Below are 22,172 nucleotides of genomic sequence, written 5' to 3'. Positions count from 1 at the left end.
CGACGAATGGACGACGAGGAGTGGGCTGGCTACCTTCTCGCGATGAAGCGCCGAGCACCGACGGATCAGGACGGCGCGACCGCGGAACGCCGTGACGCGATGGTGGCGGCCGTCCTGCGGGAGCTCGACGGGGTCGATCCGTACGGACTCGAGCCGGGTCGCGAGGACGGCGCTCCCCGCGACGAGTACGCGTCTGAGGCGGCCCCGATCGCGAGCATCCTCCTGCGCCGAGGACGGATCACCGGCGAGGAGCTCGACGCCGTCTGGCGGTTCTGGTTCGGCGAGCCGCTGAGCGCCCTGCTCGGCGACGGCTTCGCCCCGCTCCTGGCGCGGCTCGACCGGCTCGCTCCTCTCTCGGCGGAGGAGTGACGGGCGTCGGGTTCCGGCGGCGGACCGGCCGCGATCCCGGCGTCCCGTATCGCTCCGCCCAGCTCCGCCCAGCTCCGCCCAGCTCCGCCTAGCTCCGCTCGCGGAAGAAGCGGATGAGCTCGCGCAGGGCCGGGAGCGTCGCGCTCTCGGCCTCGGCGTCGTCGAGGTCGTCGAAGGAGGTGCGGAGCCCGGCGGCGTCGGCGTCGGCGGCGGACTCGAACGCCATCGACCACTCCGGGAACAGCCGCTCCCGGATCGGCTCCTCGAGGAGGGTGCGCAGCTGCGCGTGGCGCTCGTCGGCGGCGATGACGGCCATCCGCTCGCGCAGGACCGCGTCCGGCCCCTCGAGCACCTGGAGGAATCGGCCGTCGCGGTGCAGGAGCATGCCGGTCAGGCCGAGGCGCTCGTTGTTCGCGCGGCACTGGGCGAGCAGCGCGGGGAGGTCGGCGTCCGTGAAGCCGGCGGAGGTGCGGCTGGAGTAGACGAGGGAGAGCATGGCGTCCGTTCCGGGTGGGGGAGGCGGGCGCCTCCGCTCCCAGTGGACCACCGACAGCGCCTCCCGCACGGCCACTTCCGCCGGCGGCGGCAGGCTGCTAGAGCTAGCCGACCGTGATCGGAGCGGCGGACGGACGGGTGCCCTGCCGCATCCAGACGAAGAACCCGACCAGGGTGAACGCGCCGTAGAAGACGTACATCAGCCCCGACGCGTAGTAGCCGGCCGAGAACAGCAGCGGCACGCCGACCAGGTCGACGGCCACCCAGATGAGCCAGAACTCGGTCCAGCCCTTCGCCATGCCGTAGGTGGCGAGGACGGAGCCGACGAAGATCCACGCGTCGCTCCAGACGGGCTCGTAGGAGCCGAGCGCGCGGAACACGGGCGTCAGCACCGCGGTGCCGCCGACCATCCCGAGCACCAGCAGGCCGCGGGTGCGCCACGACGCCCAGCGCGGTTCGATCAGGGTGGCGGAGTCGTCGGGGCGGTGGGTCCACCGGTACCAGCCGTAGACGCTGACCAGGATGAACATCACCTGCCGCCCGGCCTGGCCGAGCAGGTTGACGGGGTTGGGAGTGCCGAACAGGGCGCCCATGAAGACCGTGAACAGCAGCACGTTGCCGATGAGGCCGACGGGCCAGGCCCAGACCTTCCGCCGCATCCCGCCGAGGGCGCTGAGGAGCCCGAAGACGTTGCCGATGACCTCCCGCCAGAGGACGGTCTGCTCGCCGATGACGATCTGCGCGTCGAACAGCCAGTGCACGAGGTCCACGAGGCCTTCTTCCTGAGTCGGGATGCCGGGTGGTGCAACCCTGCCCCATCCCGGGCCATTCCCGTCGCGGGCTGATGAGGGCGCCGCGCTCGAACCACGCTGGATCCCGCTCCGGGGCGGGGAGCGCGACCGGCGCCCCGCTGTGCCGCCGCGACCGTAGGCTGGCGGGATGACGTCCCGGGTGCGACTCCTGCTGGCCTCGTCGCACCCCGGGCCGACCGTGACGGTCACCGTGCTGGCGACCGTGATCGCGGCGGCGTCCGGGCATCCGCTCGGGCAGGTCGTGCTGGTGGCGCTCGCCGTGCTGCTCGGGCAGCTCTCGATCGGGCTCGCGAACGACTGGATCGACGCCGACCGCGACCGCGCGGTGGGGCGCACCGACAAGCCGGTCGCGCAGGGGCTGATCGGCGTGGGCGCCGTCCGCGCCGCCGCACTGGGGACGGCGGCGGCCGCCGTGGTGCTCTCGCTGCTGCTCGGACCGGTCGCCGCGGTCGCGCACCTGGTGCTGGTCGCCGCGGGCTGGGCCTACGACGCGGGGCTCAAGCGCACGGTCTGGTCGGTCGCTCCCTTCGTGGTCGCCTTCGGGCTGCTGCCGGTGGTGGCGGTCGCGGCGGGCGACGGCCGGCTCCCCGCCTGGTGGGCGATCGCGACCGGCGCCGTGTTCGGCATCGCGATCCACTGCACGAACGTGCTCCCCGACCTGGTCGACGACGAGGCCACCGGGGTCCGCGGCTTCCCCCACCGCCTCGGCCTGCGGCTCTCCGGAGTCGTCGCCTTCGGGTCGCTGATGGTCGCCGCGCTGCTCGTGCTCGTCGGACAGCTCGTCGGCGACCAGCCGGTGCGCGGGACGGGCGTGGTGCTCGCGGTGATCGGGACCCTCGCGGTGGTCGTGCTCGCCGCGGCGGGCATCCGCCTGGTGCTGACCGGCCCGCCCACGCGCACCCTGTTCCGGCTGGTGATCGCGGCCTCGCTCGTGCTGGTGGTCGAGCTCGGGCTGGCGGGCGCGCGGCTGGTCGGCTGACCGGCCGCCCGCGACCTCAGGACCAGCGCATCGCGTAGACGCGGGCGAGCAGGTCCGAGGTCGGCAGGGCGAGGGCGGTGCGGAGTAACGCCTCGCGGCCGCGGTGCGCGAGCGTGCCGAGCGGGCGTCCGAGCGCCATGTTCGCCTCCGCCTGCCGCGCCGCGCGCCGGGCCGCGGTGGTGCGCCGCCGGGCGAAGCCGGGCCAGGGGCCGGCCTCGCCGCGGCGCACGGCACCGGCCAGGAGCGGGGCGAGTTCGGCGGCGTCGAGCCAGCCGAGGTTCATGCCCTGCCCGCCGATCGGACTGATCTCGTGCGCGGCGTCGCCGATGAGCACGACGCGGCCGACGCCCATCCGCTCGGCCTCGCGGCGCCGCACCTGGAATCCGCTGAGCATCGTGCAGGTGTCCGGGTCGGCGTCGGCGCCCGTCCGGTCGCGGACAGCGGCGGCCAGGGCGCGCGCGGCCTCCTGGTCGGGGGCCTCCTCGGGCCGCCAGGCGGGGGCGCCGAGGGAGCGGTCCGGGCCGCTCAGGGCGACGTACCGGCGCCGACCGCCCGGGAGCGGGAAGGACTCCACCACTCCGGCCGGGCCGACGTCGACCAGCGCGGTGCCGGTGAGACCGCCGGGCTCGGGGTCGGCGAAGTCGCCCATCACGTAGCGGTCCGGGTAGTCGCGGCCGGTGGTGCGGATCCCGAGCAGATCGCGGACGGTGCTGCGTGCGCCGTCGGCTCCCACCACGAAGGCGGCGCGGACGGAGACCGGCTCGCCGCCCGGTCCGGTGCCGGTCGCCTCGACGGTGGAGTCGCGACGGAGCAGGCCGGTCAGCGCGACGCCGGGGCGCAGCGCGTCCGGGGCCGCCGCCTCGAGGCGCTCGCGGAGGATCGCCTCGGTGCGGTGCTGGTCGAGGGTGACGACGTAGGGGTGCGTCGCGGAGGCGCGCGCGAACGAGAGCGTGCCGAGCGTGCGGCCCCGGCTGCGCGCGACGCCGTCGCGGACCCGGGTGGCCTCGGCCAGCACGGGAGCATCGGCGCCGACCGCGGCGAACGCGTCGAGCGACGGCGGATGGATGCCGATCGCCCGCGAGCCGCGCGGCACCGAGGAGCGCCGCTCCCACACCTGCACGTCCACTCCGGCCCGCGCCAGGAGCGCGCCGAGCAGGAGTCCGACCGGACCGCCGCCGACCACGAGCACGTCCGTCTCCGCTGTCACGGGTCGAGCCTAGGGAGCGGCGGCGCGGCGGGCGAGGGGGTGCGCTCGACCGCCGCGCGTGCTCAGGGTGCGAGCGGAGGCGTCAGAGCGCGTCGACGGCGGCGAGGATCTCCTCGGTCTCCGTGCGCGTCGTGTAGTCGACGTGCACGTCCGCCGTGCGGACGATCCGGTCGACGTCGACGACCAGGACGGTCGGGTACGGGACGGCCGGGGTGTCGTCGGCGTTGCTGTCCTTCACGGCGAAGCCGAGCGCGGTGTGCGCCTCCTGCGCGTCGCCGCTGGGGGCGGTGACGATGCCGAGAGCGCTCGCGAGCGTGTTGCCGGGGTCGGAGACGACGGTGAAGCCCAGGTCGCCGTTCGCGACCGCCGCGCGCGACCCGTCGGGGGTCTGCGGGCTGATCGCGACGAGGGCGACTCCGCGCGACGCGAGCTCGGGGGCGAGGGTCTCGTTGTAGTGCTTGAGCGTGATGTTGCAGTACGGGCACCAGGCTCCGCGGTAGAAGACGAGGACGGCCGGGCCCGCGCCGAGGACGTCCGCGAGGTCGACGGTGTCGCCGTCGACGGTCACGACGGAGGCGGCGGGGAGCGCGTCGCCGGCGGTGACGGCTCCGCTCGGGGCGCCGGCGGCGACGAGGTCGTCGCGCTCGCCGGAGAAGACGGCGGCGAGCTCGGGGCCGACCGTCTCGTCGAAGCCGACGGTGAACTCGTCGAGCTGGGTGCGGACGGAGGTGCTGGTCATCGGAAGTCCTTCGGTCGTGACGGTCGTGTTCCCCCGTCCGGGAGCCTAGGCATGCGGGGGACCGGGCGCCGGGCGCCCGTCACGCGGCGTCACACGACGGCCGACGCGTGTCGGCCGGCGTGCGTGGGGCCCGGCCCCGTCGCTCCGTCATTCCGGGGCGACGACCAGCTCGCCGCCGGCGGAGCGCGAGACGCACGGCATGATCCAGCGGTCCTGCTCCTCGGGGGTCAGCACCAGGTCGCGGTGCTCCGCCGTCCCGCCGACGAGGCGCAGGCGGCAGGTGCCGCAGGTGCCCGACTCGCAGGAGGAGTCGACGTCGATCCCGGAGGAGCGGAGCGCGGTGAGGAGCGAGCGGTCGGCCGGGACCTCCACGACGGCTCCGGTCGGCTCCCAGACGGCGGCGAAGGGGACGGCCCGGTCGCCGACGGCGTCGACGCCCGCGAAGTCCTCGACGTGGATCCGGCTCGGGCGCCAGTGCATCGTGAGGGCGAGGACCTCGTCGATCAGCGCGGACGGACCGCAGCAGTAGATCCGGGCGTCGTCGTCGGGCTCGGCGACGAGCGGCCAGAGGTCGAGCCGGCCGTGGATCGCACTGTGGTGCACGAGGGAGCCGTCGGCGGAGAACTCGTCGAGCCACGCGGTGTCCTCGGGGGTGCGGCTGAGGTAGACGACCTGCACGGCCGAGCCCTGCGCCCGGAGCTCGGCGGCCATGGCGCGGATCGGGGTGACGCCGATCCCGCCGGCGATCAGGAGGTAGCGGGCGGCGGGCCGGAGGGCGAAGGTGTTCGCGGGCGGCGCGGAGGAGAGGACGTCGCCGACGCGGACGTCGTCGTGGAGGCTCCGCGATCCGCCCCGACCCCCGGGCTCGCGGCGCACCGCGATCGCGTAGTGCGACGGCTCCGCGGATCCCGGCTCGACGAGGCTGTAGCTGCGGCGCTCGCCGGAGGGGGTCGTGAGCGTGAGGTGCGCGCCGGCGGAGTAGCCGGGCAGCGGGGCGCCGTCCTCGCTCCGCAGCACGAAGCGGGTGACGGCCGGGGTGAGCGCCTCGCGCTCGGCCACCACGAGCCGCAGCTCAGCCACGGAGCACCAGCTCGTCGCCCACGCCGAGCGTGCCGCCGTCGAGGACCTCCGCGTAGACGCCGAGGAGCTCGTGGCCGTAGGTCTCGTGCAGCAGGCGCGGGACGGGCAGGTCGCGCCGACCGGTGCCCGGCTCGACCTCGGTCGCGGCGCACCGCTCGGTGGCCTTCGTGATCCGCAGCCGCAGCCCGCCCGCGCTGAGCTCGCACCCGAGCTGCTCGAGCTCGCTCCACGCCGGCAGCCCCTCGAGGTGGATGTTCCCGCGGAACCGCAGCGGATCGACGCTCCGGCCGGTGCGCTCGGCGAGGTCGCGGACACTCGCCAGGTTGATCAGCGAGACGTACTCCATCTCGACATCGGAGTTGTGGGCCGTGTCGGTGTAGCGGCGCCCCGCGTCCTGGGCGATCACGGGCTCGACGCCGGGCGGCAGGTCGAGCACGCGGGCGGCGAAGGAGCGCAGTGCGGCCCGGCCGTCCTCCGCGCCGAGGTCGGCGGAGAGGACCCGGTGGCCGCGGACGTCGACGGTGAGCACTCCGCTGTCGGGGTCGAGGTGCGTGGTCAGGCCGGCGAGGCGCGCCTCGGCGACGAGCACGAAGTACTCGCGCTTGGAGATGCCGTGCCGCATGCCGGGCCGGTAGGCGCCGCCGGGGCGGGCGAGGGCGATCGTGCGGTCGAAGGGGACGCCGCGGCCGGCGGTGAGCTCGACGCGGGGGAGCGGCTGCGGGGTCAAGCCCTTCACCGGGTAGACGAAGAGGCCGTCCACGCGTGTCGTCATGCCCCCATCCTGGCGCATCGCCGGGAAGCCGGCAGGGCCGTCGCGGCGCAGCGGAGCGCGAGGAACGGACGCGGCGCCGTGCGGATCCTGCGAGGGCGGGCGGAGGGATCCGCTCCGGCGGGCCTCGTCAGTACTGGAGGGAGAGGCCGACCAGGGGCGGGACGACGAGCGCGCCCAGCTCGACGATCGCGACGCTCGCGCCGACGCCGAGCGTGACGGCCGAGAGCAGCCGGGCGCGGTCCTTCCGCGCGACGCCGATGACGCCGACGATCGCGGTCGCCGTCGCGAGCACGAGCATCGTGACCCCGAGGGCGGCGAAGAGCGCCCCGATCTGCGTGGTGTCGAAGCCGCCCTGGAACGCGAGGACCGGGATGGCCGTGGTGAGCGCGGTCCGCCCGATCTGCGCGAGGACGAGGACGATCGCGAGGACGAGGCCGACGATGCCGACGACGTCGCGGGGCCGGGGCTGGGGGGCGGGGACGGAGGCGGTCACGCCGCCGCGCCCGCCCCTTGCCCGCGCGCCGCTCCGAGCGCACGCTGGAGCCATGACCGCATGGAGCCCTCTCGAGATCGTCGGCGCCGTGGTGCTCGCCCTCGCGCTGATCGGGCTCGCCGTCGCGGCCGTGGCGGTCGGAGCGGGCGACGAGATCGCGTTCATCGGCGTGCTGGTCGCCTTCGCGGTCGCCGTCACCGGGCTCGGCCTCCACATCGCCGGCCGCGAGGCGCGGTACCGCCGCGACAACCGGTGACGCCGAAGCGCTTCCGCCGCGACGACGGCTGAGGAGGCGCGCTCCCGCCGCGACGGCCGCTGAGTGGAGAGACTCCCGCCGCGACGGCACTCGGCCGGTCAGTGCCCGAGCTCCACCAGCAGCACGCCGGCGATGATCAGGCCGATCCCGCCGAGCATCGTCCAGGTCAGCGGGTCCTGGAACAGCCAGCGGCCGAGCACCGCGGTCAGCGCGACTCCGACCGCCGCCCAGATCCCGTAGGCCACCCCGATCGGCATGCCCTGCGCGAGCGCCCCGGCCAGCAGCGTGAACGCGACGACGTAGCCGACTCCGACCACGACGTACCAGCGCTTCCGGCCGTCCGTCGCGGGCTTGAGGCTCATCGTCGCGGCGACCTCGGTGAGGATCGCGCCCGAGAGCAGCAGCCAGGCCATCAGCGCACCGCCCGGCGCGCGGCCTGCGCTCGCTGCGAGCCGATCTCGACCATCAGCACGCCCGCGATGATCAGCACCAGCCCGATCGTCATCACGCCCGTCAGCGGCTGACCGAAGAGCACGGCCGCGAGGACCGCCGTCAGCGCGACGCCGCACGCGCCCCACACGCCGTACGCGACTCCGATCGGCATGCCGGCCTTGAGCACCCGGCTGAGGAGGACGAACGCCGCCAGGTAGCCCGCCACCACGAGGGCGTACCAGCCCGGCGACTCGATGGCGGCCTGGAGGGCGAGCGACGCCGTCACCTCGGTGAGGATCGCGCCGGTGAGGAGCACCCAGCTCATCGTGTGCCGTCGGATCGGGTCATCCGGCCAGCGTAGGGCGGGCGCGGAGGCGTGCGACCGCGGAACGAGGGCTCAGCGCGCGGGGAGGGTGGGAACGATCGTTCTCCGGGCAGTGGCGCGCTCACCGCGCGAAGTGCTCGCGCACCTCCGCCTGCCAGCGCTCGCGGTCCTCCTCCGTGATGAACGCCGCGTCGAAGGAGTTGAGCGCCAGCTGCTCGAGCTGCGCGTCGTCCATCCCCAGCTCCTCGACCAGGGCGCGGTAGTTCTCATCCACGTAGCCGCCGAAGTAGGGCGGATCGTCGCTCGAGACCGTCACGACGAGTCCCTCGCGGAGCATCGCGGGCAGCGGGTGGTCGGCCATCGTGTCCACCGCGCGCAGGGCGACGTTCGACAGCGGGCACACCGTCACCGGGATGCGGCGCTCGCGGAGCATCGCGACGACCTCCGGGTCCTCCATCGCGCGGATCCCGTGGTCGATCCGCTCGACCTTCAGCAGCTCGACGGTGGCCGCGACCGTCTCGGGCCCGCCCTCCTCGCCGGCATGCGCGACCAGGCGCAGTCCCTCCGCCGCGGCGCGCGCGTAGACGTCGACGAACAGCTCCGGGCCGAAGCCCACCTCGTTCGAGTCGAGCCCGACGCCGATGACGTGCTCGCGCCAGGGGAGGATCGCCGTCAGCATCTCGTCGGCCGCGTCGGCGCCCAGGTCGCGGAGGAAGCACATGATCAGGTCCGTCGAGATCCCGTGGGTCTCCTCGCTCCGACCGAGCGCACGGGTGATCCCGCTCATCACGGTGTCGAGCGCGACGCCGTTGCCGAGGTGCGTCTGCGGGTCGAAGAAGATCTCGGCGCGGCGGACGTTCGCCTTCTGCGCCCGGTCGAGGTAGCCGGTCGCGAGCTCGAAGAAGTCCCGCTCCGTCTTCAGCACGGTGAGGTTCGAGTAGTGCAGCTCCAGGAACGACGCGAGGTCGGTGAAGGAATACCGGGCGCGGAGGGCGTCGAGGTCCTCGGTGGGCAGGGCGACCCCGTTGCGGCGCGCCATCTCGACGATGTGCTCGGGCTCGATCGTGCCCTCGAGGTGGATGTGCAGCTCGGCGCTGGGCGGGGCGGGGAAGGCGGGGCGGGGCATGCGGATCCTCCAGGGAGCGGCTGGGGCGGCGGGGTCGCTCCCGACCGTAGGCCTCCGCTGTTTCGCGCGCGTTTCCGGCGGGAGGCGCGATCCGGATCCGGAGCGGCCCCGCCCCCGGGTGCTAGAGCTCGCCCTGCCGTGAGGTGCCGGCCGGGATCGGGACGAGCCGCGTCACGACGGGCGGGTGGGCGACGAGTCCGCGGATCGCCGCGTTGAGGCGGACGACCGGCTCGCCGGCGCCGTGCGCGTCGAGCAGGTCGCCGCTCGTCCACTTCTCCAGCATGACGATGGTGCCGTCGGGCGAGTCGTGGATCGCGTAGAGCTCGCAGCCCTCCTCCTCGTGCACCTCCGCGATGGCGGTGGAGAGGGCGGCGACGAGCGCGTCGCGCTGCCCCTCGGCGGGAGTGAAGATCGCGGTGACGACGACGGGATCGGACATGGCGTGCCTTTCGGAGGGGGAGAGGATCAGCGCCGCGGGGGTGCGGCGCAGCTGGAGCGGATGACGAGGTCGGCCTGCACCTCGATGTGCTGCGGGGCATCGGGGAGGCGGCCCTGCATGCGGGCGAGGACGAGCTCGACGCTGTGACGGGCGAGCATGTCGATCGGCTGGCGGACGACGCTGAGCGGCGGGGTGACCAGCTCGCTCCACGGGTTGTCGTCGAACACGACGACCGAGAGGGCCTCCGGGATCCGGATCCCGAGCTGGAAGAGCCGGTGCACGGCGCTGCGCACCTGCGCGCCGCTGCCCGCGGTCTGAGGAGGCCGCGGCTGCCGCGGCACCTCCGGCCGTCGGAGCAGCCGCAGGCCGGTCGCGAGCTGCCAGGCCGTGACGGCGTAGACGGAGGCGCGCTCCCAGACGCCGTCGGGCAGCAGGTCGACGCCGGGCACGCGGGTGTCGACCTGCAGCATCAGCAGCGCGAGCAGGCCGGCCGCGCCGAGCACGATCCCGACCGTCTCGAGCGCCCACGGGGCGCGGCCGCGCCGGGCCGCGGCACCGGCGACGATCGAGGCCGCGTTGCCGCCGACGATCGCCATCGCGGCGCCGACCACGTGCAGGCCGCCGATCCCGTTCTGCGCACTGGCGCTGCTCCCGTGCACGAGGCCCACCACGGCGATGCCCACGGCGTGGACCACGGCGAGGGAGAGGAACAGCCCCCGCGATCCACCCCGCGCCGCCCGCACGGTCGTGACGGCGGCGGCGAGGTAGAGCGCCCCCTGCAGGAGGAATCCGGCGTTCATCACCGCGTGCAGCGGCGAGTCGATCGCGCGCCCCTGGAACACGCCCACCTCGGGCACGCCGAGATCGCTGATGTAGTTCCGTGCGTAGCTGTAGCCCGGGAACGCGGACGCGGCGACCGCCTCCGCTCCGATGTAGGCGAGCGCGCTCACCACCCACAGCACTCCGGCCCCACGAGTTCCCATGCGCCCATCATCCCCGGGCCCGGCCGCGCCGGTCGTCGGCGCCGGACGGCTCCCCGGCTAGGCTCGCCGGATGCTGCAGGTGCGGGGTGAATCCGGGCAGGCCGTGCTCCTCCTGCCGGGCGGGGGCGAGGCCGTCGACGGTTTCTTCCCCGGGCTGGTCGAGGGCCTGATCGTCGATCCGGGCTGCCGGGTGGTCCTCTACGACAGACCGGGCACAGCGGGGTCGGAGGTCGCCGGCGGACTCACCGACGCCGCAGACGCCGTCCACGCCGTGCTGGCCGGCCTCGGGACAGGTCCCGTCGTCGTGATCGGCCAGAGCCTCGGCGGTGCCGTCGCGATGCTGCTCGCTCGCGATCATCCCGAGGACGTCGCGGGACTGGTGCTCCTCGACCCGACGCCCGTCAACGACACGGCACTGGCGCGTCAGGTGGAGCGGACGGCCCGGGCGACGGCGACGCTCTCGAGACTGCCGGGGCTCGGCCGAGCGCTGTCCGCGCTGCTGCGCACGAGCGCCGCCCGGTCGGCGAGGCGCCACGCGATGAGCCCGGCCGCGCGCGCGGCCGCTCTCGCGATGGCGGACGTCGACCTGCCGGGGCTCGCCTCCGCCGCCGCCGGTCTGGAGCAGGTGGCGCGGGGCTTCGACGAGTCTCAGCTGCCCGCGGTCCCCGCGGCCGTGGTGACCGCGGACCGCAGGCCCGGGTCCTCCCTGCATCGCGTGCATCGGCGCGTCGCCGCCGCCCTGGACGCGCCGCTGCTGTCCTGGCCCGGAGCGGTGCACGAGGTGCACCTGAGCCACGAGCGCGAGGTGCTCGAGGTCGCCCGCACCATCGTGCGGGCCGTCGCCTCCGACTAGGTCCGGAGCCGCTGCGCCGCCGCTCCGGTCACAGGCTGAACCCGCCGTCGGTCGTGAGCACCTGCCCGACGACCCAGCTGCCCGCCGACGTGGCTAGCCATGCGATCAGCTCCGCGGGCAGGCGCGGGGCCACCCGGTACGAGGACGCCGCTCCGGCTCCGCTGCGCGAGGGAGGCCGACCTGGACTACTCCTCGTCCGCCCGGTAGACCTTCCGGAACGCGTCCTTGCGGGCGATCCTCCCGCCGCGGAACTCGTATATGTCGCAGCCCCGCGTGACCTGGGGTCGGCCGTCGGGGCCGGTCCCGGTGAAGGACCAGGTGGCCGCGCCGCGCGTCCCGGAGATGAGGGGAGCCCCCTCCTCGTGCCGTTCCTGTCCGGTGTCGAAGGCGAGCATGAGCGCGAATCCCTCGCGGACCTGCTCCTTCCCCGTCCAGGTGCGGCCGGGCTCGGGGCCGACGGACGCGCCGTACACGCAGTCGTCGGTCATGTGGCTCATCAGCGCTTCGAGGTCGTGGCGGGTCCAGGCGTCGCTGAACGCGGCCAGCACCTCGGGCGTCATCTCGCTCGTGCTGGTCTCGGTCGAAGAGGAGTCGTCCATGTGCGGGCCTCGGTCCTTCTGATCGGTGGACCGTCGTCGGTCGCTCTGCGACCGTGGCAGGTGAGCGGCCGCAGTGGCAACGCCCTCTAGCGGTCATGTCCGGAAGCGGACGGCCGGCGGATCAGTGGTCCGGCGACCCGCCGACCAACGGGTGAGCGCGACGGCGGGGGGCGGTGCGCTGCGGGCGGCGGGAGCGGCCGCCGAGGAGACCCGCTCCACCGGGCACTGCCGCGTCCCGATGCTGAGCCCCTTCGTGAAGGCCGTGCCGAAGTCGGACGCGGGCCGGCCCTCCTCCGCCTCCTCGGTCGCGGCTCTCGGGTCGCCGGCGGCGGCCGGATGCTAGGCGCTCGCCGCCTCCTCCGCCACCTCCTCCCCGCCGACCGGCGCCGGCGCGCAGGATGAGGAGCACCGGTCGCGGCGGGCACCGACCCCGCACCCGACCGGCACCGAGACCGCCACGAGCCCGCGCCAGCGGGAGGACAGCGAGAGCACCATGGGATTCTGGGGACCGACCGACGAGACCCGCGGCACGCGCCCGGTCGACGAGCCGCTCGGCGAGCTGGAGCTCGTGCACGCCTTCACCAGCGGGCCGATGCCCACCGGCGTCAGCGTCTCGCACACCGGGCGGATCTTCGTGAACTTCCCGAAGTGGGGAGACGAGGTCCCGGCCACGGTCGTGGAGCTGGTCGACGGAGCGGCGGTGCCCTACCCGGACGAGGCCTGGAACACGCCGGCGGGGATCGACGACGCCGGCGCCCTCGTCTCGGTGCAGAGCATCGTCGTCGATCCGGCCGACCGGCTCTGGATCCTCGACACCGGCAGCCCGATGTTCGAGCCGACGAAGAAGGGCGGCCCCAAGCTCGTCCGCGTCGACCTGGCGACCGACACCGTCGAGCAGGTGATCCTCCTCGAGCCGGACGTCGCCCTGCCGACCACCTACCTCAACGACGTGCGCTTCGATCTGCGGCGCGGCATCGCCTACATCACCGACTCGGCCGACTCCGGCCCGAACGGGATCATCGTCGTCGACCTCGAGACGGGGACCGCCTGGCGCCGCCTGCACGACCACCCGAGCACGAAGGCGCTCACTCCTCCGGAGCTCGTGCCGATGGCCGAGGGCCGCGTGCTGATGAAGCGCCCGGCAGACGGCGACCCGCAGCCGGTGACGATGGGCGCCGACGGCATCGCGATCTCGGCCGACGGCGAGCGCCTCTGGTACTGCCCGCTCGCCTCCCGCCGCTGGTTCAGCGTGGCGACGGCGGCCCTGGTCGACCGGTCGGTGCCGGACGAGGCCGTCGCGGCGACCGTCGTCGACGAGGGCGACAAGGGCGGGGGAGCGGACGGCCTCGAGACGGATGCGCTGGGCCGCTTCTACGCCACGAGCTACGAGAACAACGCGATCGTCCGCCGTCGCACCGACGGCACGATGGAGACGATCGTGCACGACGAGCGGCTGCTCTGGCCCGACACGATGTCGATCGCGACGGACGAGCACCTGTACGTCACCGCGAACCAGCTGCACCGCCAGGCCGATTACCAGGGCGGCACGGATCTGCGGACGTACCCGTACTCGCTGTTCCGGGTGCGGATCGGCGCGGGGCCGGTTCTCCTGCGCTGAAGGCCCCCGCCCGGTCTCCTGCGCCGAGATCCGCAGCGCGGATCAGCGCCAGTGGACGAGCTCCGTGCGGAGGGTCGCGCGGGCGCGGGCGAGCAGCCCGCGGACGGTCGAGGTCGAGAGGCCCAGCTCGTGCGCGATCGCGTCGTAGCTGCACTGCTCCAGCTGGCGCAGCTCCCAGCAGCGGCGCTGGGCCGGTGGCATCGCGGCGAGCACCCGGTTGGCGTCGGCGGCGAGGGACCCGCAGTGCGCAGCGTGCTCCGGGTCGTCGGCGGCGGAGGCGGGGAACTCGTCGTCCAGCTCGGCTCGCAGCCGCGAGACGCTGGAGCGGAGCCGGTCGACGCTGCGGCGGCGGGCGGTCGTGACGAGCCAGCCGGCGATGGTCTCGCCGTCGATCACGCTGTCCACGTGGGTCCACGCCGCGAGGAACGTCTCCTGCACCACGTCGTCGACGTCGGCGCTGCTGCGGAGGGTGAGGGCGGCCGTCGCGCGGAGCAGCCCGGTGTAGCGGCGGACGATGGTGGCGAACGCGCGGTCGTCGCCCTCCGCGGCGCGGATGACGAGCATCCGGTCCGAGTCGGGTTCGAGCAGCGCGAGCGGCGGCGCGGCGAGGGTCGAGGGGCGGGCCCTCGGGAGGCGTGCGGGGGTGGTGGCGGTGAGCATGCGGACTCCGGTCGACTTGATGTGTAGGCATGATTCGGAGGCGCGCTCCCGCCCGGTTTCCCGGGGCGGGACCCCAGTGGGAGGGGCAGGTCTGTCCGGTTTCCGGGGACGTCAGCGCCGCCGCGACCACCAGCGGCGGGACCGCTCCGGCTCGGCGGCCGCCCGGGCCTCGGCCTCGGCGGCGCGATCGGCGCGCCGCTGCGACCAGGCGGCGACCTCCTCGTCGACGTCCCGGAGCGGGGTGACGACGGGCGGCCCGCCCAGCAGCTGGCGGCGCGCCTCGATCACCCGCGTGTTGAAGTCGGCGAGCTCGGCGCGCACCTCCTCCTCGCGGTGCAGGCGGTCGAGGCGCTCGTCGAGCGCGCGGTCCTCGGCGCGGAGGAGGAAGGCGGCCGGACCGATCCCGGTGAGGTTCTCGCGCTCGATCTTGCGGCGGATCCACCAGTCCGGGTCGTGGGCCGTGCCCAGGTCCGGGAGCGGCTTCCCCGATCCCGGCAGGTCGTCGAAGTCGCCGCGGAGGATCGCGAGCTGGATCGCCGTCTCGACGAACGCGGCCCGCTCGAGCGGATCCTCCGGCAGGGCGGGCTGCTCCGCCTCCTCCTCGCCCGCGGCGCCGGCCCGGTAACGGGCGGCGCGCTCCCTCGCATCCGACATTTCTCCACGCTAGATCGGGCTCCTCGCCCCGGGCAACCACCCCTCCCGCCGTCTCCGTGGTCGGCGGGGCGCCGCGGGTCGACATCGGCGGACCGGCGTGCGTAGTATCGATACTCGATAACATCGACGATCGATAAGGAGTACGTCATGACGAGTGTCATCCCCAGCGGACCGGTCCGGGAGCGTCCGCGCGTGTTCCGGGTGGCGAGAGCGGTCCTGCTCATCGTCGCGGTCTTCTCCGTGCTCACCGCGCTCCTGCAGACCTGGACGGTCACCACCGGGCGCACCCTGCTGGTCTTCGGGGGAGCGGACGGCCGCCTCCCGCTCCGGAGCCTCCCGCAGCTGCTGCAGGCCCAGCCGCGCGAGGGCACCGCGCCCACGCTCGCCGACGCCGCCCTCTCCCTCCGCCTGCTCGGTGCGCTGCCGAGCCTCCTCCAGGCGGTCACGATCGTCCTCGCCACGGTCTTCCTCCTGCGGGTCCTCCGCGGCATCGCGGCCGGACGCCCGTTCGACCCCTTCGTCCTCGCGAACTGGCGCCGTCTGAGCCTCGCCCTGCTGATCGGAGGAGTGGCGCAGGGCCTCGCCGACACCGCGGCGGGCCTGTACCTCAGCTCCGGCATCGGCCTGCTCTTCGCCGCCGGCCGGGTGACCGACGAGCAGCGCGACGCCTTCCTCGGCGGCGACTACCAGGCCATCGGGACGAACCTGCCGCAGTGGCCCGTCCCCGTCCTGCTCGCCGGAGTGGTGGCCCTCGCCCTGACGGCGGCGTTCCGCGCCGGCGCGAAGCTCGAACGGGACGTCGACGGCGTTGTCTGAGCCCGCCGACGACGAGAGGCACCGGATCGACTGCCACCTCGGAGCAGTGCTGGCCGAGCGCGGCGTGACCCTCACCGCCCTCTCTGCCCGCACCGGCATCACGATGGCGAACCTCTCCATCCTCAAGAACAACCGCGCCCGCGCGATCCGCTTCACGACGCTGACGCTCATCTGCGACGCGCTCGACTGCACCCCGCAGGAGCTGTTCTCGATCCGGGCCGTCGACGAGCGGGGGTAGCGGCGGGCGGATCGGCCAGGGGATCTCTGCGGGGCCGATGGTGCGGACGCCGTCCGATCCGACCGTCGATCGAGCAGGCCTCAGTCGCGCTCCACGTCCGCCCCTCCAGGGATCGGCCGGAGCTCCCCGGAGCTCGCTCTCGTCCCGACCCATGGATGAGCCTCACCAGCGCGGTCGGCGGCCTCGGCCATCGACCGTCCACAGGGGAGCGAGCTCGTCAGCGGGACCGTCGAATACGCCTCCGGTGGATGCCGGCGGCTGCTCGCGGTCGTCCCTCCCGACGCGAATCACTCCCGAGCAGTTGTCGAGCGAGCTCGAAAGGACCCCGCAGACACGCATCGCGGGAACCCTCCGGGACCCTCGCTCCATCTCGGTGGCTTCCACTGTCGAAGGGCCCCTCCTGAAGATCCGGGCCGACTACTGGTCCCAGGAGTACATCCCCTGGGGACGTGTGCGAAGCGTCCTCGTGGGTGCTTCCGCGAACCCGTCCCGTCGCGCTGTGCGATCTCCCTGAGACGGCGGCGGTGTACCCGTCGACGAGGCCGCCGGTCATCGTCCCCGCGAGGAGCGCCCGCTTCAGACCCGCACCGACGACGAACACGTCGATCGACCCGGGGTTCCCGAACGGGGGACGGACCGTGATGCACGTCTGGTCGTGCTGAGCGGCGGTCAGCGGTCGAGGACTTGACGAATGACGAGGACTCGGTTCTCCGTCGGCTCCCGCCCGACCGGGTCGAACCCGCTCGCCGTCGTCACTGAGACCCTGCTCGAGCCGGTCGGCGTGCTCGTGCGCGCCGCGCTGCGGCCGCTTCCCGCTTGCTCAGTCCAGCGGGTAGCCCGGCAGCCCGTCGATGCTGACCGCGTTCCGCGTGGCGCGGTACTCGGCCATGCCGTCGGGGCCCTTCTTCTCGGCCTGGAGGAGGAGCAGGTCGCGCTCGCCGACCGGCTCCATCACGGGCACGCCCCAGCCGCACGCGTCGCTGATGCGGGTGAGCTCGACGGTGACGACCGCGCGGGTGCTCGGGTGCTCGGGGTGCTGCTCCGCGACCTCGGTGAATGCCTCCGAACCGGGCAGGTGCACGGAGCCGGTGCCGTGCAGGCGGACGATGCGCGGACGCGATCCGAACGACGCGAACATCAGGCACACGCGCCCGTTCTCGCGCAGGTGCGCGATCGTCTCGACTCCGCTGCCCGTGTAGTCGACCCAGCCGACGCGCCGCGGGCCCAGGATCGAGAACGAGTCGTGGCCGCGCGGCGACATGTTGACGTGCCCGTCCGCGGCGAGGGGCGCGGTGGCGACGAACCACATCGGCTGCTCGTGGATCCAGGAGGAGAGGCTCTCGTCGATCTCGTCGTAGACGTGCGCCACGGGGTCAGGCCCCGGCCGCGCGGCGGACCAGCTCGGCGACTGCGGCGCGCGTCTCGGCGTCGGCGGAGACGAGCGCGTAGGCGGTCGGCCAGATCGTGCCGTCGTCGAGCTGCGCGCCGTCCTGGAAGCCGAGGGTCGAGTAGCGCGTGCCGAACTTCGCGCCGGGCTGGAAGAAGACGATCGCCTTGCCGTCGGAGCGCGCGTAGGCGGGGAAGCCGTACCAGGTCTTCGGGAGGAGGTCGGGAGCGGTCTCGCCGACGACGTCGTGCAGCATCTGGGCGATCGGCCGCTCCTCGTCGGTCATCGCGGCGATCGCGGCCTCCGCGTCCCTGCGGTCGGCGTCGGCCTTGTCGGCGCTCTTCTGCCGCTTCGCCTCCGCCCGCAGCTCGGCCGCGCGCTGCTTCATCGCCGCGCGCTCGTCCTTCGAGAAACCGTCTTCGGAAGCCATGTCCGCCCGTCCCGTCCGTCTGCGGCTCCCGGTCCGGGAGCGTCCCCGCACATCGTGACAGCGCCGCACTCGCCGCACAACGGCGGGAGCGAGCGCGACCGCGCGCCCCGGAAGCCCAGCCTCCGCGGTTAGCGTGGGCGGATGCGCCTCCTCCTGATCCGCCACGGCCAGACCCCCTCCAACGTCGCCGGGCTCCTCGACACCCGCATCCCCGGACCCGGGCTCACCGACCTCGGCCGCACCCAGGCCGCGGCGCTGCCCGGTCGGCTCGCCGGCGAGGGGATCGGCGCGCTGCTCGTCTCGACGATGGTCCGCACCCACGAGACGGCCGCCCCTCTCGCCGCGGCGCTCGGGCTCGAGCCGATCGAGCGCGACGGCATCCGCGAGGTCGCGGCCGCGGGGCTCGAGATGCGCGGCGACGACGCGGCGGTCGAGGAGTACATGGGCACGGTCTTCCGCTGGGCCGGCGGCGAGACGTCGATCCGGCTGGCGGGCGGCGAGACGGGCGACGAGTTCGCGGCGCGCTACGACGCGGTGGTGGCGGAGGCGGAGGCGCTTGGGCACGAGGTCGTCGCGCTGGTCAGCCACGGCGCGGCCATCCGCTGCTGGGCGGGTCTGCGCTCCCTCGACCTCGATGCGCGCTTCATCGCCGACCACCTGCTCGACAACACCGGCGTCGTCGTCCTCGAGGGCTCGGGCGACGCGTGGACGCTCGTGTCCTGGCAGGGCGAGCCCGTCAGTGGAGTCGGCGCGGCGGCCCCCTCGGGCCCGGCGGGCGAGACCACCGTCTGAGCTGCGGGGCCTCCTCGCCGGTCGAGCAGCGGCGGATGGAGACCGGCCGGAACGAGCGCCGCCGGCCGCGCCATCACGGTAACGATCGCGCAACACTCCGGAAACCAGCTCCGACCAGTACATTCGCTCGCGCCGATCGGCTCATCACCACCCCTGGACCCGCCCCCGCAATTGTCCGACGTTTGCCCCTCGGCGGCTCCGCGGCTACCGTGGTCGGCGGTCCTCATGGGCCCCGATGAACCGGTCCGCGCTCGCACGGCGTCCCCCAGGACGCGCCGCGATCGTACGGTCAACGGGAGTGGAGGCGGCCCCGAGGCCGCCTCGGACGCTCTCGCCTCCACCCCCTGCCGCGCTGAGCGGCGGGATGCACGCGGAGGCTCGACGCACGGCTGTCCCACGCTCCCGACCCGGCACCACGAGATGAGCGCAGGGCGTCGTCCCTGCGCGCCGACGGAGTGTACGTGCACCAGAACCAGCAGATCATCAGCGAGCTTCGGAGCGAGGCGGGCGCCGATCCCGCGACCCCCGCTCTCGAGGCCCGCCACCTCTTCAAGGTGTTCGGCCGGAAGCCCGACGAGGTCGTCCGCCGACTGGGCGAGGGCGCCGACCGCGGCGAGCTCGCCGGACTCGGCACGGCCGCGGTGATCGACGCGTCCTTCACCGTGCGCCGCGGCGAGATCTTCGTCGTGATGGGCCTCTCCGGCTCCGGGAAGTCCACCCTGATCCGCATGCTGAACGGGCTCCAGGAGCCCTCCGCGGGCGAGGTCCTGATCGAGGGCTCCACCATCACCGGCGTCTCCGAGGCGGAGCTGCGCCGCGTGCGCCGCTCGTCGGTGTCGATGGTGTTCCAGCACTTCGCGCTCCTCCCGCACCGCACCGTGCTCGACAACGTCGCGTACCCGCTCGAGATCCAGGGCGTCCCCGCGGCCGAGCGCCGCGAGCGGGCCCTGCTCGCGGTCGAGCGCGCCGGTCTCGCCGGCTGGCACGAGAAGATGCCCGACGAGCTCTCCGGCGGCATGCGCCAGCGCGTCGGCCTCGCCCGGGCGCTCGCCGCCGACACCGACATCGTGCTGATGGACGAGGCGTTCTCGGCACTCGACCCGCTGATCCGCCGCGAGATGCAGGAGCAGCTGATCGAGCTGCAGCACGAGCTCGGCAAGACCATCGTCTTCATCACGCACGACCTCAACGAGGCCATGTTCCTCGGCGACCGCATCGCGGTGATGCGCGACGGCCGCATCGTCCAGATCGGCACCCCGGAGGAGATCCTCACCGACCCGGCGAACGACTACGTCGCCCAGTTCGTGCAGGACGTCGACCGCGCCCGTGTGCTCACCGCCTCCGCCGTGATGGAGCCCGCCCGCTCCGTGGTCACCCTGGCGGCCGGTCCTCGCGCCGCGCTGCGGAGCATGCGCGACCTGCAGACCTCGGCCGCGTTCGTGGTCGGCGGCGGACGCCGCCTGCTGGGCACGGTCCGCGACCGCGACGTGATCGAGCAGGTGCGCCGGAGCGCCGGCGACCTCTCGGCGGTCCTCACCTCCGACGTCGTCACCGTCGGTCCGGACACCGCCCTCAGCGAGGTCATCGAGCCCGCCGTCGAGTCGGCGCTGCCGGTCGCCGTGGTCGACGCCTACGGGCGTCTGCTCGGAGCGATCCCGCGGGTGACCCTGCTCGCGGCGCTCGGCAACGTGCCCGCCCGCACCGGCGAGCACCCGGTGATCGAGCCGCCCGCCACCGTCTCGACCGAGGTCGTCACCGCGACCCTGCACGCGACCGGAGGCCCCGTCGAGGACGCCGTCCTCGCGGCGGACGGAGGTGCACGATGACCGATCTCGGCTTCCGCCTCCCGCTCGGCGCCCTCGCCGAGGGTGCCGTCGACGTCCTCACGCAGACCTTCCAGCCGGTCTTCGACCTGCTGCGCACCGTCTTCGGCGCCCTCTACTCCGGCGTCGACCTCGTCCTCGCGACGCCGCCCTTCTGGGTGATCGTCGCCTTCCTCGCCGTACTGGCCTACGCCGTCCGCGGCTGGGTCTTCGCGGCCGGCACCGCCGTGGGGCTCCTGCTGATCGTGGGGGTCGACCAGTGGGAGAACGCGATGGACTCCCTCGCGCTGGTGCTCGTCGCCTCCGTGATCGCCATCGCGCTGAGCGTGCCGCTGGGCGTGCTCGCCGCGCGCAACCGCACGGCCTCCGCGGTCATCCGGCCCGTGCTCGACCTGATGCAGACGATGCCGGCCTTCGTCTACCTGATCCCCGCGCTGATCCTGTTCCGGGTCGGAGTGGTGCCGGGCATCGTCGCGACCATCGTGTTCGCCATGGCGCCGGGCGTCCGGCTCACCGAGCTGGGCATCCGCGGCGTCGACCCGGAGCTCGTCGAGGCGGGGGAGTCGTTCGGCTCCTCGAAGTGGCGGATCCTCCGCCAGATCCAGCTGCCGCTCGCGCTGCCCTCGATCCTGGCGGGCCTCAACCAGGTCATCATGCTCTCGCTCTCGATGGTCGTCATCGCGGGCATGGTCGGCGCCGGAGGGCTGGGCGGCGACGTCGTCGCGAGCCTCAACCGGATCGATGTCGCGCTCGGCTTCGAGGCGGGCGTCTCCGTCGTGATCCTCGCGGTCGTCCTCGACCGGATGACCGGCGCGCTGGGCTCGCCCTCGCCGGCGAGGGTCGCCCGGGCGAAGAACCGCCGCGCCGTCATGGCGACCCGCTCGGCCGTCGGCGTCGTCTCGATCGGCCTGGTCGCGTCCCTCGGGGCCGCGACCCTCGCCGCTCCCGCCACCGCCGCCTCCGTCGACAACGGCGACCGCACCGACGTGACCGTCGCCGTGTTCCAGGGCTGGGACGAGGGGATCGCCGTCTCCGCTCTGTGGGAGGCGGTGCTCGAGGAGCAGGGCTACGACGTGACCCTGCAGAACGCCGACGTCGCCCCCGGCTTCCAGGGCCTCTCGACCGGCGACTACGACCTCGCCCTCGACACCTGGCTGCCGCTCACCCACGCCCGGTACGTCGAGCAGTACGGCGACTCGATCGTCGACCTGGGCGCATGGAACGACGAGGCGAAGCTGACCATCGCGGTCAACGAGGACGCCCCGATCGACTCCCTCGAGGAGCTCGCCGCCGACCCGGGCGTCGTCGGGAACCGCCTGATCGGCATCGAGCCCGGCTCCGGTCTCAACAAGACGACGACCGAGGACGTCATCCCCGGCTACGGCCTGGAGGGGATGGACTACCTCACCTCGTCGACGCCGGCCATGCTCCAGGAGCTCTCGAGCGCGACCGCCGCGGGCGAGAACATCGCCGTCACGCTCTGGCGCCCGCACTGGGCCTACGACGCCTTCCCGGTCAAGGACCTCGCGGACCCGAAGGGCCTGCTCGGGCAGGCGGAGGGGATCCACTCCTTCGGCTCGGCCGCGTTCGACGCGGACTACCCGACGATGAGCCGCTGGATCCGCGACTTCCGGATGGACTCGAAGACGCTCTACTCGCTCGAGAACGCGCTGTTCAACGACGGGGCCGACGACCGCTCCGCCGCCCTCGCCGCGTGGATGGACGAGAACCGGGAGTACGTCGACACGCTGATCACCTGATCCGCCACCACGACGAAGGCCGAGAGGCCGGGCGG

At 73.9% G+C, this 22,172-nt stretch carries 28 protein-coding genes; 11 read left to right on the top strand and 17 right to left on the bottom strand.

Annotated elements, in window-relative coordinates:
- The first annotated feature begins 42 nt into the window (after positions 1 to 42).
- A complete protein-coding gene (locus C5C36_RS10450) occupies positions 43 to 369 on the top strand; it encodes a hypothetical protein (RefSeq protein ID WP_146078887.1) in 327 nt (108 codons plus the stop codon).
- Between the two features lie 88 nt (positions 370 to 457).
- Here C5C36_RS10450 and C5C36_RS10445 read toward each other — a convergent pair whose 3' ends face one another.
- Both C5C36_RS10445 and pnuC read right to left on the bottom strand, forming a co-directional pair.
- Positions 458 to 865: a BLUF domain-containing protein gene (locus C5C36_RS10445; protein WP_104227402.1), complete on the bottom strand. Its 408-nt coding sequence runs from the start codon at positions 863 to 865 to the stop codon at positions 458 to 460.
- 103 nt (positions 866 to 968) lie between these two features.
- Positions 969 to 1,634: a nicotinamide riboside transporter PnuC gene (gene pnuC / locus C5C36_RS10440; RefSeq protein WP_104296222.1), complete on the bottom strand. Its 666-nt coding sequence runs from the start codon at positions 1,632 to 1,634 to the stop codon at positions 969 to 971.
- Positions 1,635 to 1,803: 169 nt separating this feature from the next.
- On the opposite strand from pnuC, the gene C5C36_RS10435 reads away from it, so the two are divergent.
- Positions 1,804 to 2,655, top strand: coding sequence for a UbiA family prenyltransferase (locus C5C36_RS10435; RefSeq protein WP_104309704.1), 852 nt, complete (start codon positions 1,804 to 1,806; stop codon positions 2,653 to 2,655).
- 16 nt (positions 2,656 to 2,671) lie between these two features.
- On the opposite strand, the gene C5C36_RS10430 is transcribed toward C5C36_RS10435, so the two are convergent.
- The 5 genes from C5C36_RS10430 to C5C36_RS10410 form a co-directional block, all read right to left on the bottom strand.
- Positions 2,672 to 3,862 carry an NAD(P)/FAD-dependent oxidoreductase gene (locus tag C5C36_RS10430; RefSeq protein ID WP_104309703.1) on the bottom strand — a complete coding sequence of 397 codons (1,191 nt, stop codon included), beginning with the start codon at positions 3,860 to 3,862 and terminating at the stop codon, positions 2,672 to 2,674.
- 82 nt (positions 3,863 to 3,944) lie between these two features.
- Positions 3,945 to 4,601, bottom strand: coding sequence for a peroxiredoxin-like family protein (locus C5C36_RS10425; protein WP_104309702.1), 657 nt, complete (start codon positions 4,599 to 4,601; stop codon positions 3,945 to 3,947).
- Between the two features lie 147 nt (positions 4,602 to 4,748).
- A complete protein-coding gene (locus C5C36_RS10420; protein WP_104227407.1) occupies positions 4,749 to 5,681 on the bottom strand; it encodes a PDR/VanB family oxidoreductase in 933 nt (310 codons plus the stop codon).
- On the bottom strand, positions 5,674 to 6,453 hold the full coding sequence (locus C5C36_RS10415; RefSeq protein WP_181065567.1) for an MOSC domain-containing protein: 780 nt from the start codon (positions 6,451 to 6,453) through the stop codon (positions 5,674 to 5,676). The genes C5C36_RS10420 and C5C36_RS10415 overlap by 8 nt, the downstream gene beginning before the upstream one ends.
- A gap of 127 nt (positions 6,454 to 6,580) precedes the next feature.
- A complete protein-coding gene (locus C5C36_RS10410) occupies positions 6,581 to 6,946 on the bottom strand; it encodes a hypothetical protein (RefSeq protein WP_104269709.1) in 366 nt (121 codons plus the stop codon).
- Between the two features lie 52 nt (positions 6,947 to 6,998).
- Here C5C36_RS10410 and C5C36_RS10405 point away from each other — a divergent pair, with 52 nt between their 5' ends.
- The gene (locus C5C36_RS10405; protein ID WP_104284036.1) at positions 6,999 to 7,202 is read left to right on the top strand and encodes a hypothetical protein; all 204 of its coding nucleotides are present in this window, start codon (positions 6,999 to 7,001) and stop codon (positions 7,200 to 7,202) included.
- Positions 7,203 to 7,300: 98 nt separating this feature from the next.
- Here C5C36_RS10405 and C5C36_RS10400 read toward each other — a convergent pair whose 3' ends face one another.
- The 5 genes from C5C36_RS10400 to C5C36_RS10380 form a co-directional block, all read right to left on the bottom strand.
- Positions 7,301 to 7,615 (bottom strand): multidrug efflux SMR transporter, encoded by a 315-nt coding sequence (locus C5C36_RS10400; protein ID WP_104224891.1) that lies wholly within the window; start codon positions 7,613 to 7,615, stop codon positions 7,301 to 7,303.
- Positions 7,615 to 7,959, bottom strand: a complete 345-nt coding sequence (locus tag C5C36_RS10395) for a multidrug efflux SMR transporter (RefSeq protein ID WP_104269826.1) — start codon at positions 7,957 to 7,959, stop codon at positions 7,615 to 7,617. The genes C5C36_RS10400 and C5C36_RS10395 overlap by 1 nt, the downstream gene beginning before the upstream one ends.
- A 121-nt stretch (positions 7,960 to 8,080) precedes the next feature.
- The gene (locus C5C36_RS10390; protein WP_104309701.1) at positions 8,081 to 9,085 is read right to left on the bottom strand and encodes an adenosine deaminase; all 1,005 of its coding nucleotides are present in this window, start codon (positions 9,083 to 9,085) and stop codon (positions 8,081 to 8,083) included.
- Positions 9,086 to 9,206: 121 nt separating this feature from the next.
- The gene (locus C5C36_RS10385; protein WP_104308557.1) at positions 9,207 to 9,524 is read right to left on the bottom strand and encodes a putative quinol monooxygenase; all 318 of its coding nucleotides are present in this window, start codon (positions 9,522 to 9,524) and stop codon (positions 9,207 to 9,209) included.
- Between the two features lie 26 nt (positions 9,525 to 9,550).
- A complete protein-coding gene (locus C5C36_RS10380) occupies positions 9,551 to 10,507 on the bottom strand; it encodes a DUF998 domain-containing protein (RefSeq protein WP_258072261.1) in 957 nt (318 codons plus the stop codon).
- A 70-nt stretch (positions 10,508 to 10,577) separates the two neighbouring features.
- On the opposite strand from C5C36_RS10380, the gene C5C36_RS10375 reads away from it, so the two are divergent.
- Positions 10,578 to 11,360, top strand: a complete 783-nt coding sequence (locus C5C36_RS10375) for an alpha/beta fold hydrolase (protein ID WP_104309700.1) — start codon at positions 10,578 to 10,580, stop codon at positions 11,358 to 11,360.
- A gap of 185 nt (positions 11,361 to 11,545) precedes the next feature.
- On the opposite strand, the gene C5C36_RS10365 is transcribed toward C5C36_RS10375, so the two are convergent.
- Positions 11,546 to 11,959, bottom strand: a complete 414-nt coding sequence (locus C5C36_RS10365) for a nuclear transport factor 2 family protein (protein ID WP_219812389.1) — start codon at positions 11,957 to 11,959, stop codon at positions 11,546 to 11,548.
- Between the two features lie 151 nt (positions 11,960 to 12,110).
- On the opposite strand from C5C36_RS10365, the gene C5C36_RS10360 reads away from it, so the two are divergent.
- Positions 12,111 to 12,302: a hypothetical protein gene (locus C5C36_RS10360; RefSeq protein WP_104227368.1), complete on the top strand. Its 192-nt coding sequence runs from the start codon at positions 12,111 to 12,113 to the stop codon at positions 12,300 to 12,302.
- A 150-nt stretch (positions 12,303 to 12,452) separates the two neighbouring features.
- Entirely contained in the window at positions 12,453 to 13,577 is a 1,125-nt protein-coding gene (locus C5C36_RS10355; protein ID WP_104309699.1) for an L-dopachrome tautomerase-related protein, read from the top strand.
- Between the two features lie 42 nt (positions 13,578 to 13,619).
- On the opposite strand, the gene C5C36_RS10350 is transcribed toward C5C36_RS10355, so the two are convergent.
- Both C5C36_RS10350 and C5C36_RS10345 read right to left on the bottom strand, forming a co-directional pair.
- On the bottom strand, positions 13,620 to 14,237 hold the full coding sequence (locus C5C36_RS10350; protein ID WP_104309698.1) for an RNA polymerase sigma factor: 618 nt from the start codon (positions 14,235 to 14,237) through the stop codon (positions 13,620 to 13,622).
- A gap of 111 nt (positions 14,238 to 14,348) precedes the next feature.
- A complete protein-coding gene (locus tag C5C36_RS10345) occupies positions 14,349 to 14,891 on the bottom strand; it encodes a DUF1992 domain-containing protein (protein ID WP_104309697.1) in 543 nt (180 codons plus the stop codon).
- A 147-nt stretch (positions 14,892 to 15,038) separates the two neighbouring features.
- Between C5C36_RS10345 and C5C36_RS10340 the strand changes: the two genes are divergently transcribed.
- The gene (locus C5C36_RS10340; protein WP_104273496.1) at positions 15,039 to 15,707 is read left to right on the top strand and encodes a hypothetical protein; all 669 of its coding nucleotides are present in this window, start codon (positions 15,039 to 15,041) and stop codon (positions 15,705 to 15,707) included.
- The gene (locus C5C36_RS10335; protein WP_104224883.1) at positions 15,700 to 15,945 is read left to right on the top strand and encodes a helix-turn-helix transcriptional regulator; all 246 of its coding nucleotides are present in this window, start codon (positions 15,700 to 15,702) and stop codon (positions 15,943 to 15,945) included. Before C5C36_RS10340 ends, C5C36_RS10335 begins: the two co-directional genes overlap by 8 nt.
- Positions 15,946 to 16,765: 820 nt before the next feature.
- Here C5C36_RS10335 and C5C36_RS10330 read toward each other — a convergent pair.
- Together C5C36_RS10330 and C5C36_RS10325 are read right to left on the bottom strand one after the other, a co-directional pair.
- Positions 16,766 to 17,314, bottom strand: coding sequence for a pyridoxamine 5'-phosphate oxidase family protein (locus C5C36_RS10330; RefSeq protein WP_104234560.1), 549 nt, complete (start codon positions 17,312 to 17,314; stop codon positions 16,766 to 16,768).
- 4 nt (positions 17,315 to 17,318) lie between these two features.
- Positions 17,319 to 17,762 (bottom strand): hypothetical protein, encoded by a 444-nt coding sequence (locus C5C36_RS10325; protein WP_104288783.1) that lies wholly within the window; start codon positions 17,760 to 17,762, stop codon positions 17,319 to 17,321.
- A gap of 141 nt (positions 17,763 to 17,903) precedes the next feature.
- Between C5C36_RS10325 and C5C36_RS10320 the strand changes: the two genes are divergently transcribed.
- The 3 genes from C5C36_RS10320 (at position 17,904) to C5C36_RS18180 (ending at position 22,137) form a co-directional block, all read left to right on the top strand.
- Positions 17,904 to 18,554, top strand: a complete 651-nt coding sequence (locus C5C36_RS10320) for a histidine phosphatase family protein (protein WP_104224880.1) — start codon at positions 17,904 to 17,906, stop codon at positions 18,552 to 18,554.
- A 461-nt stretch (positions 18,555 to 19,015) separates the two neighbouring features.
- Complete coding sequence (locus C5C36_RS10315; RefSeq protein WP_258072258.1) at positions 19,016 to 20,380, top strand: glycine betaine/L-proline ABC transporter ATP-binding protein; 1,365 nt, start codon at positions 19,016 to 19,018, stop codon at positions 20,378 to 20,380.
- On the top strand, positions 20,377 to 22,137 hold the full coding sequence (locus C5C36_RS18180; protein ID WP_104288782.1) for an ABC transporter permease/substrate binding protein: 1,761 nt from the start codon (positions 20,377 to 20,379) through the stop codon (positions 22,135 to 22,137). The genes C5C36_RS10315 and C5C36_RS18180 overlap by 4 nt, the downstream gene beginning before the upstream one ends.
- Positions 22,138 to 22,172 lie beyond the last annotated feature (35 nt).

The organism is Rathayibacter sp. AY1G1, from assembly GCF_002932095.1.
Classification (GTDB): Bacteria; Actinomycetota; Actinomycetes; order Actinomycetales; family Microbacteriaceae; genus Rathayibacter.
This window is presented reverse-complemented; position numbering and strand designations above follow the sequence as displayed.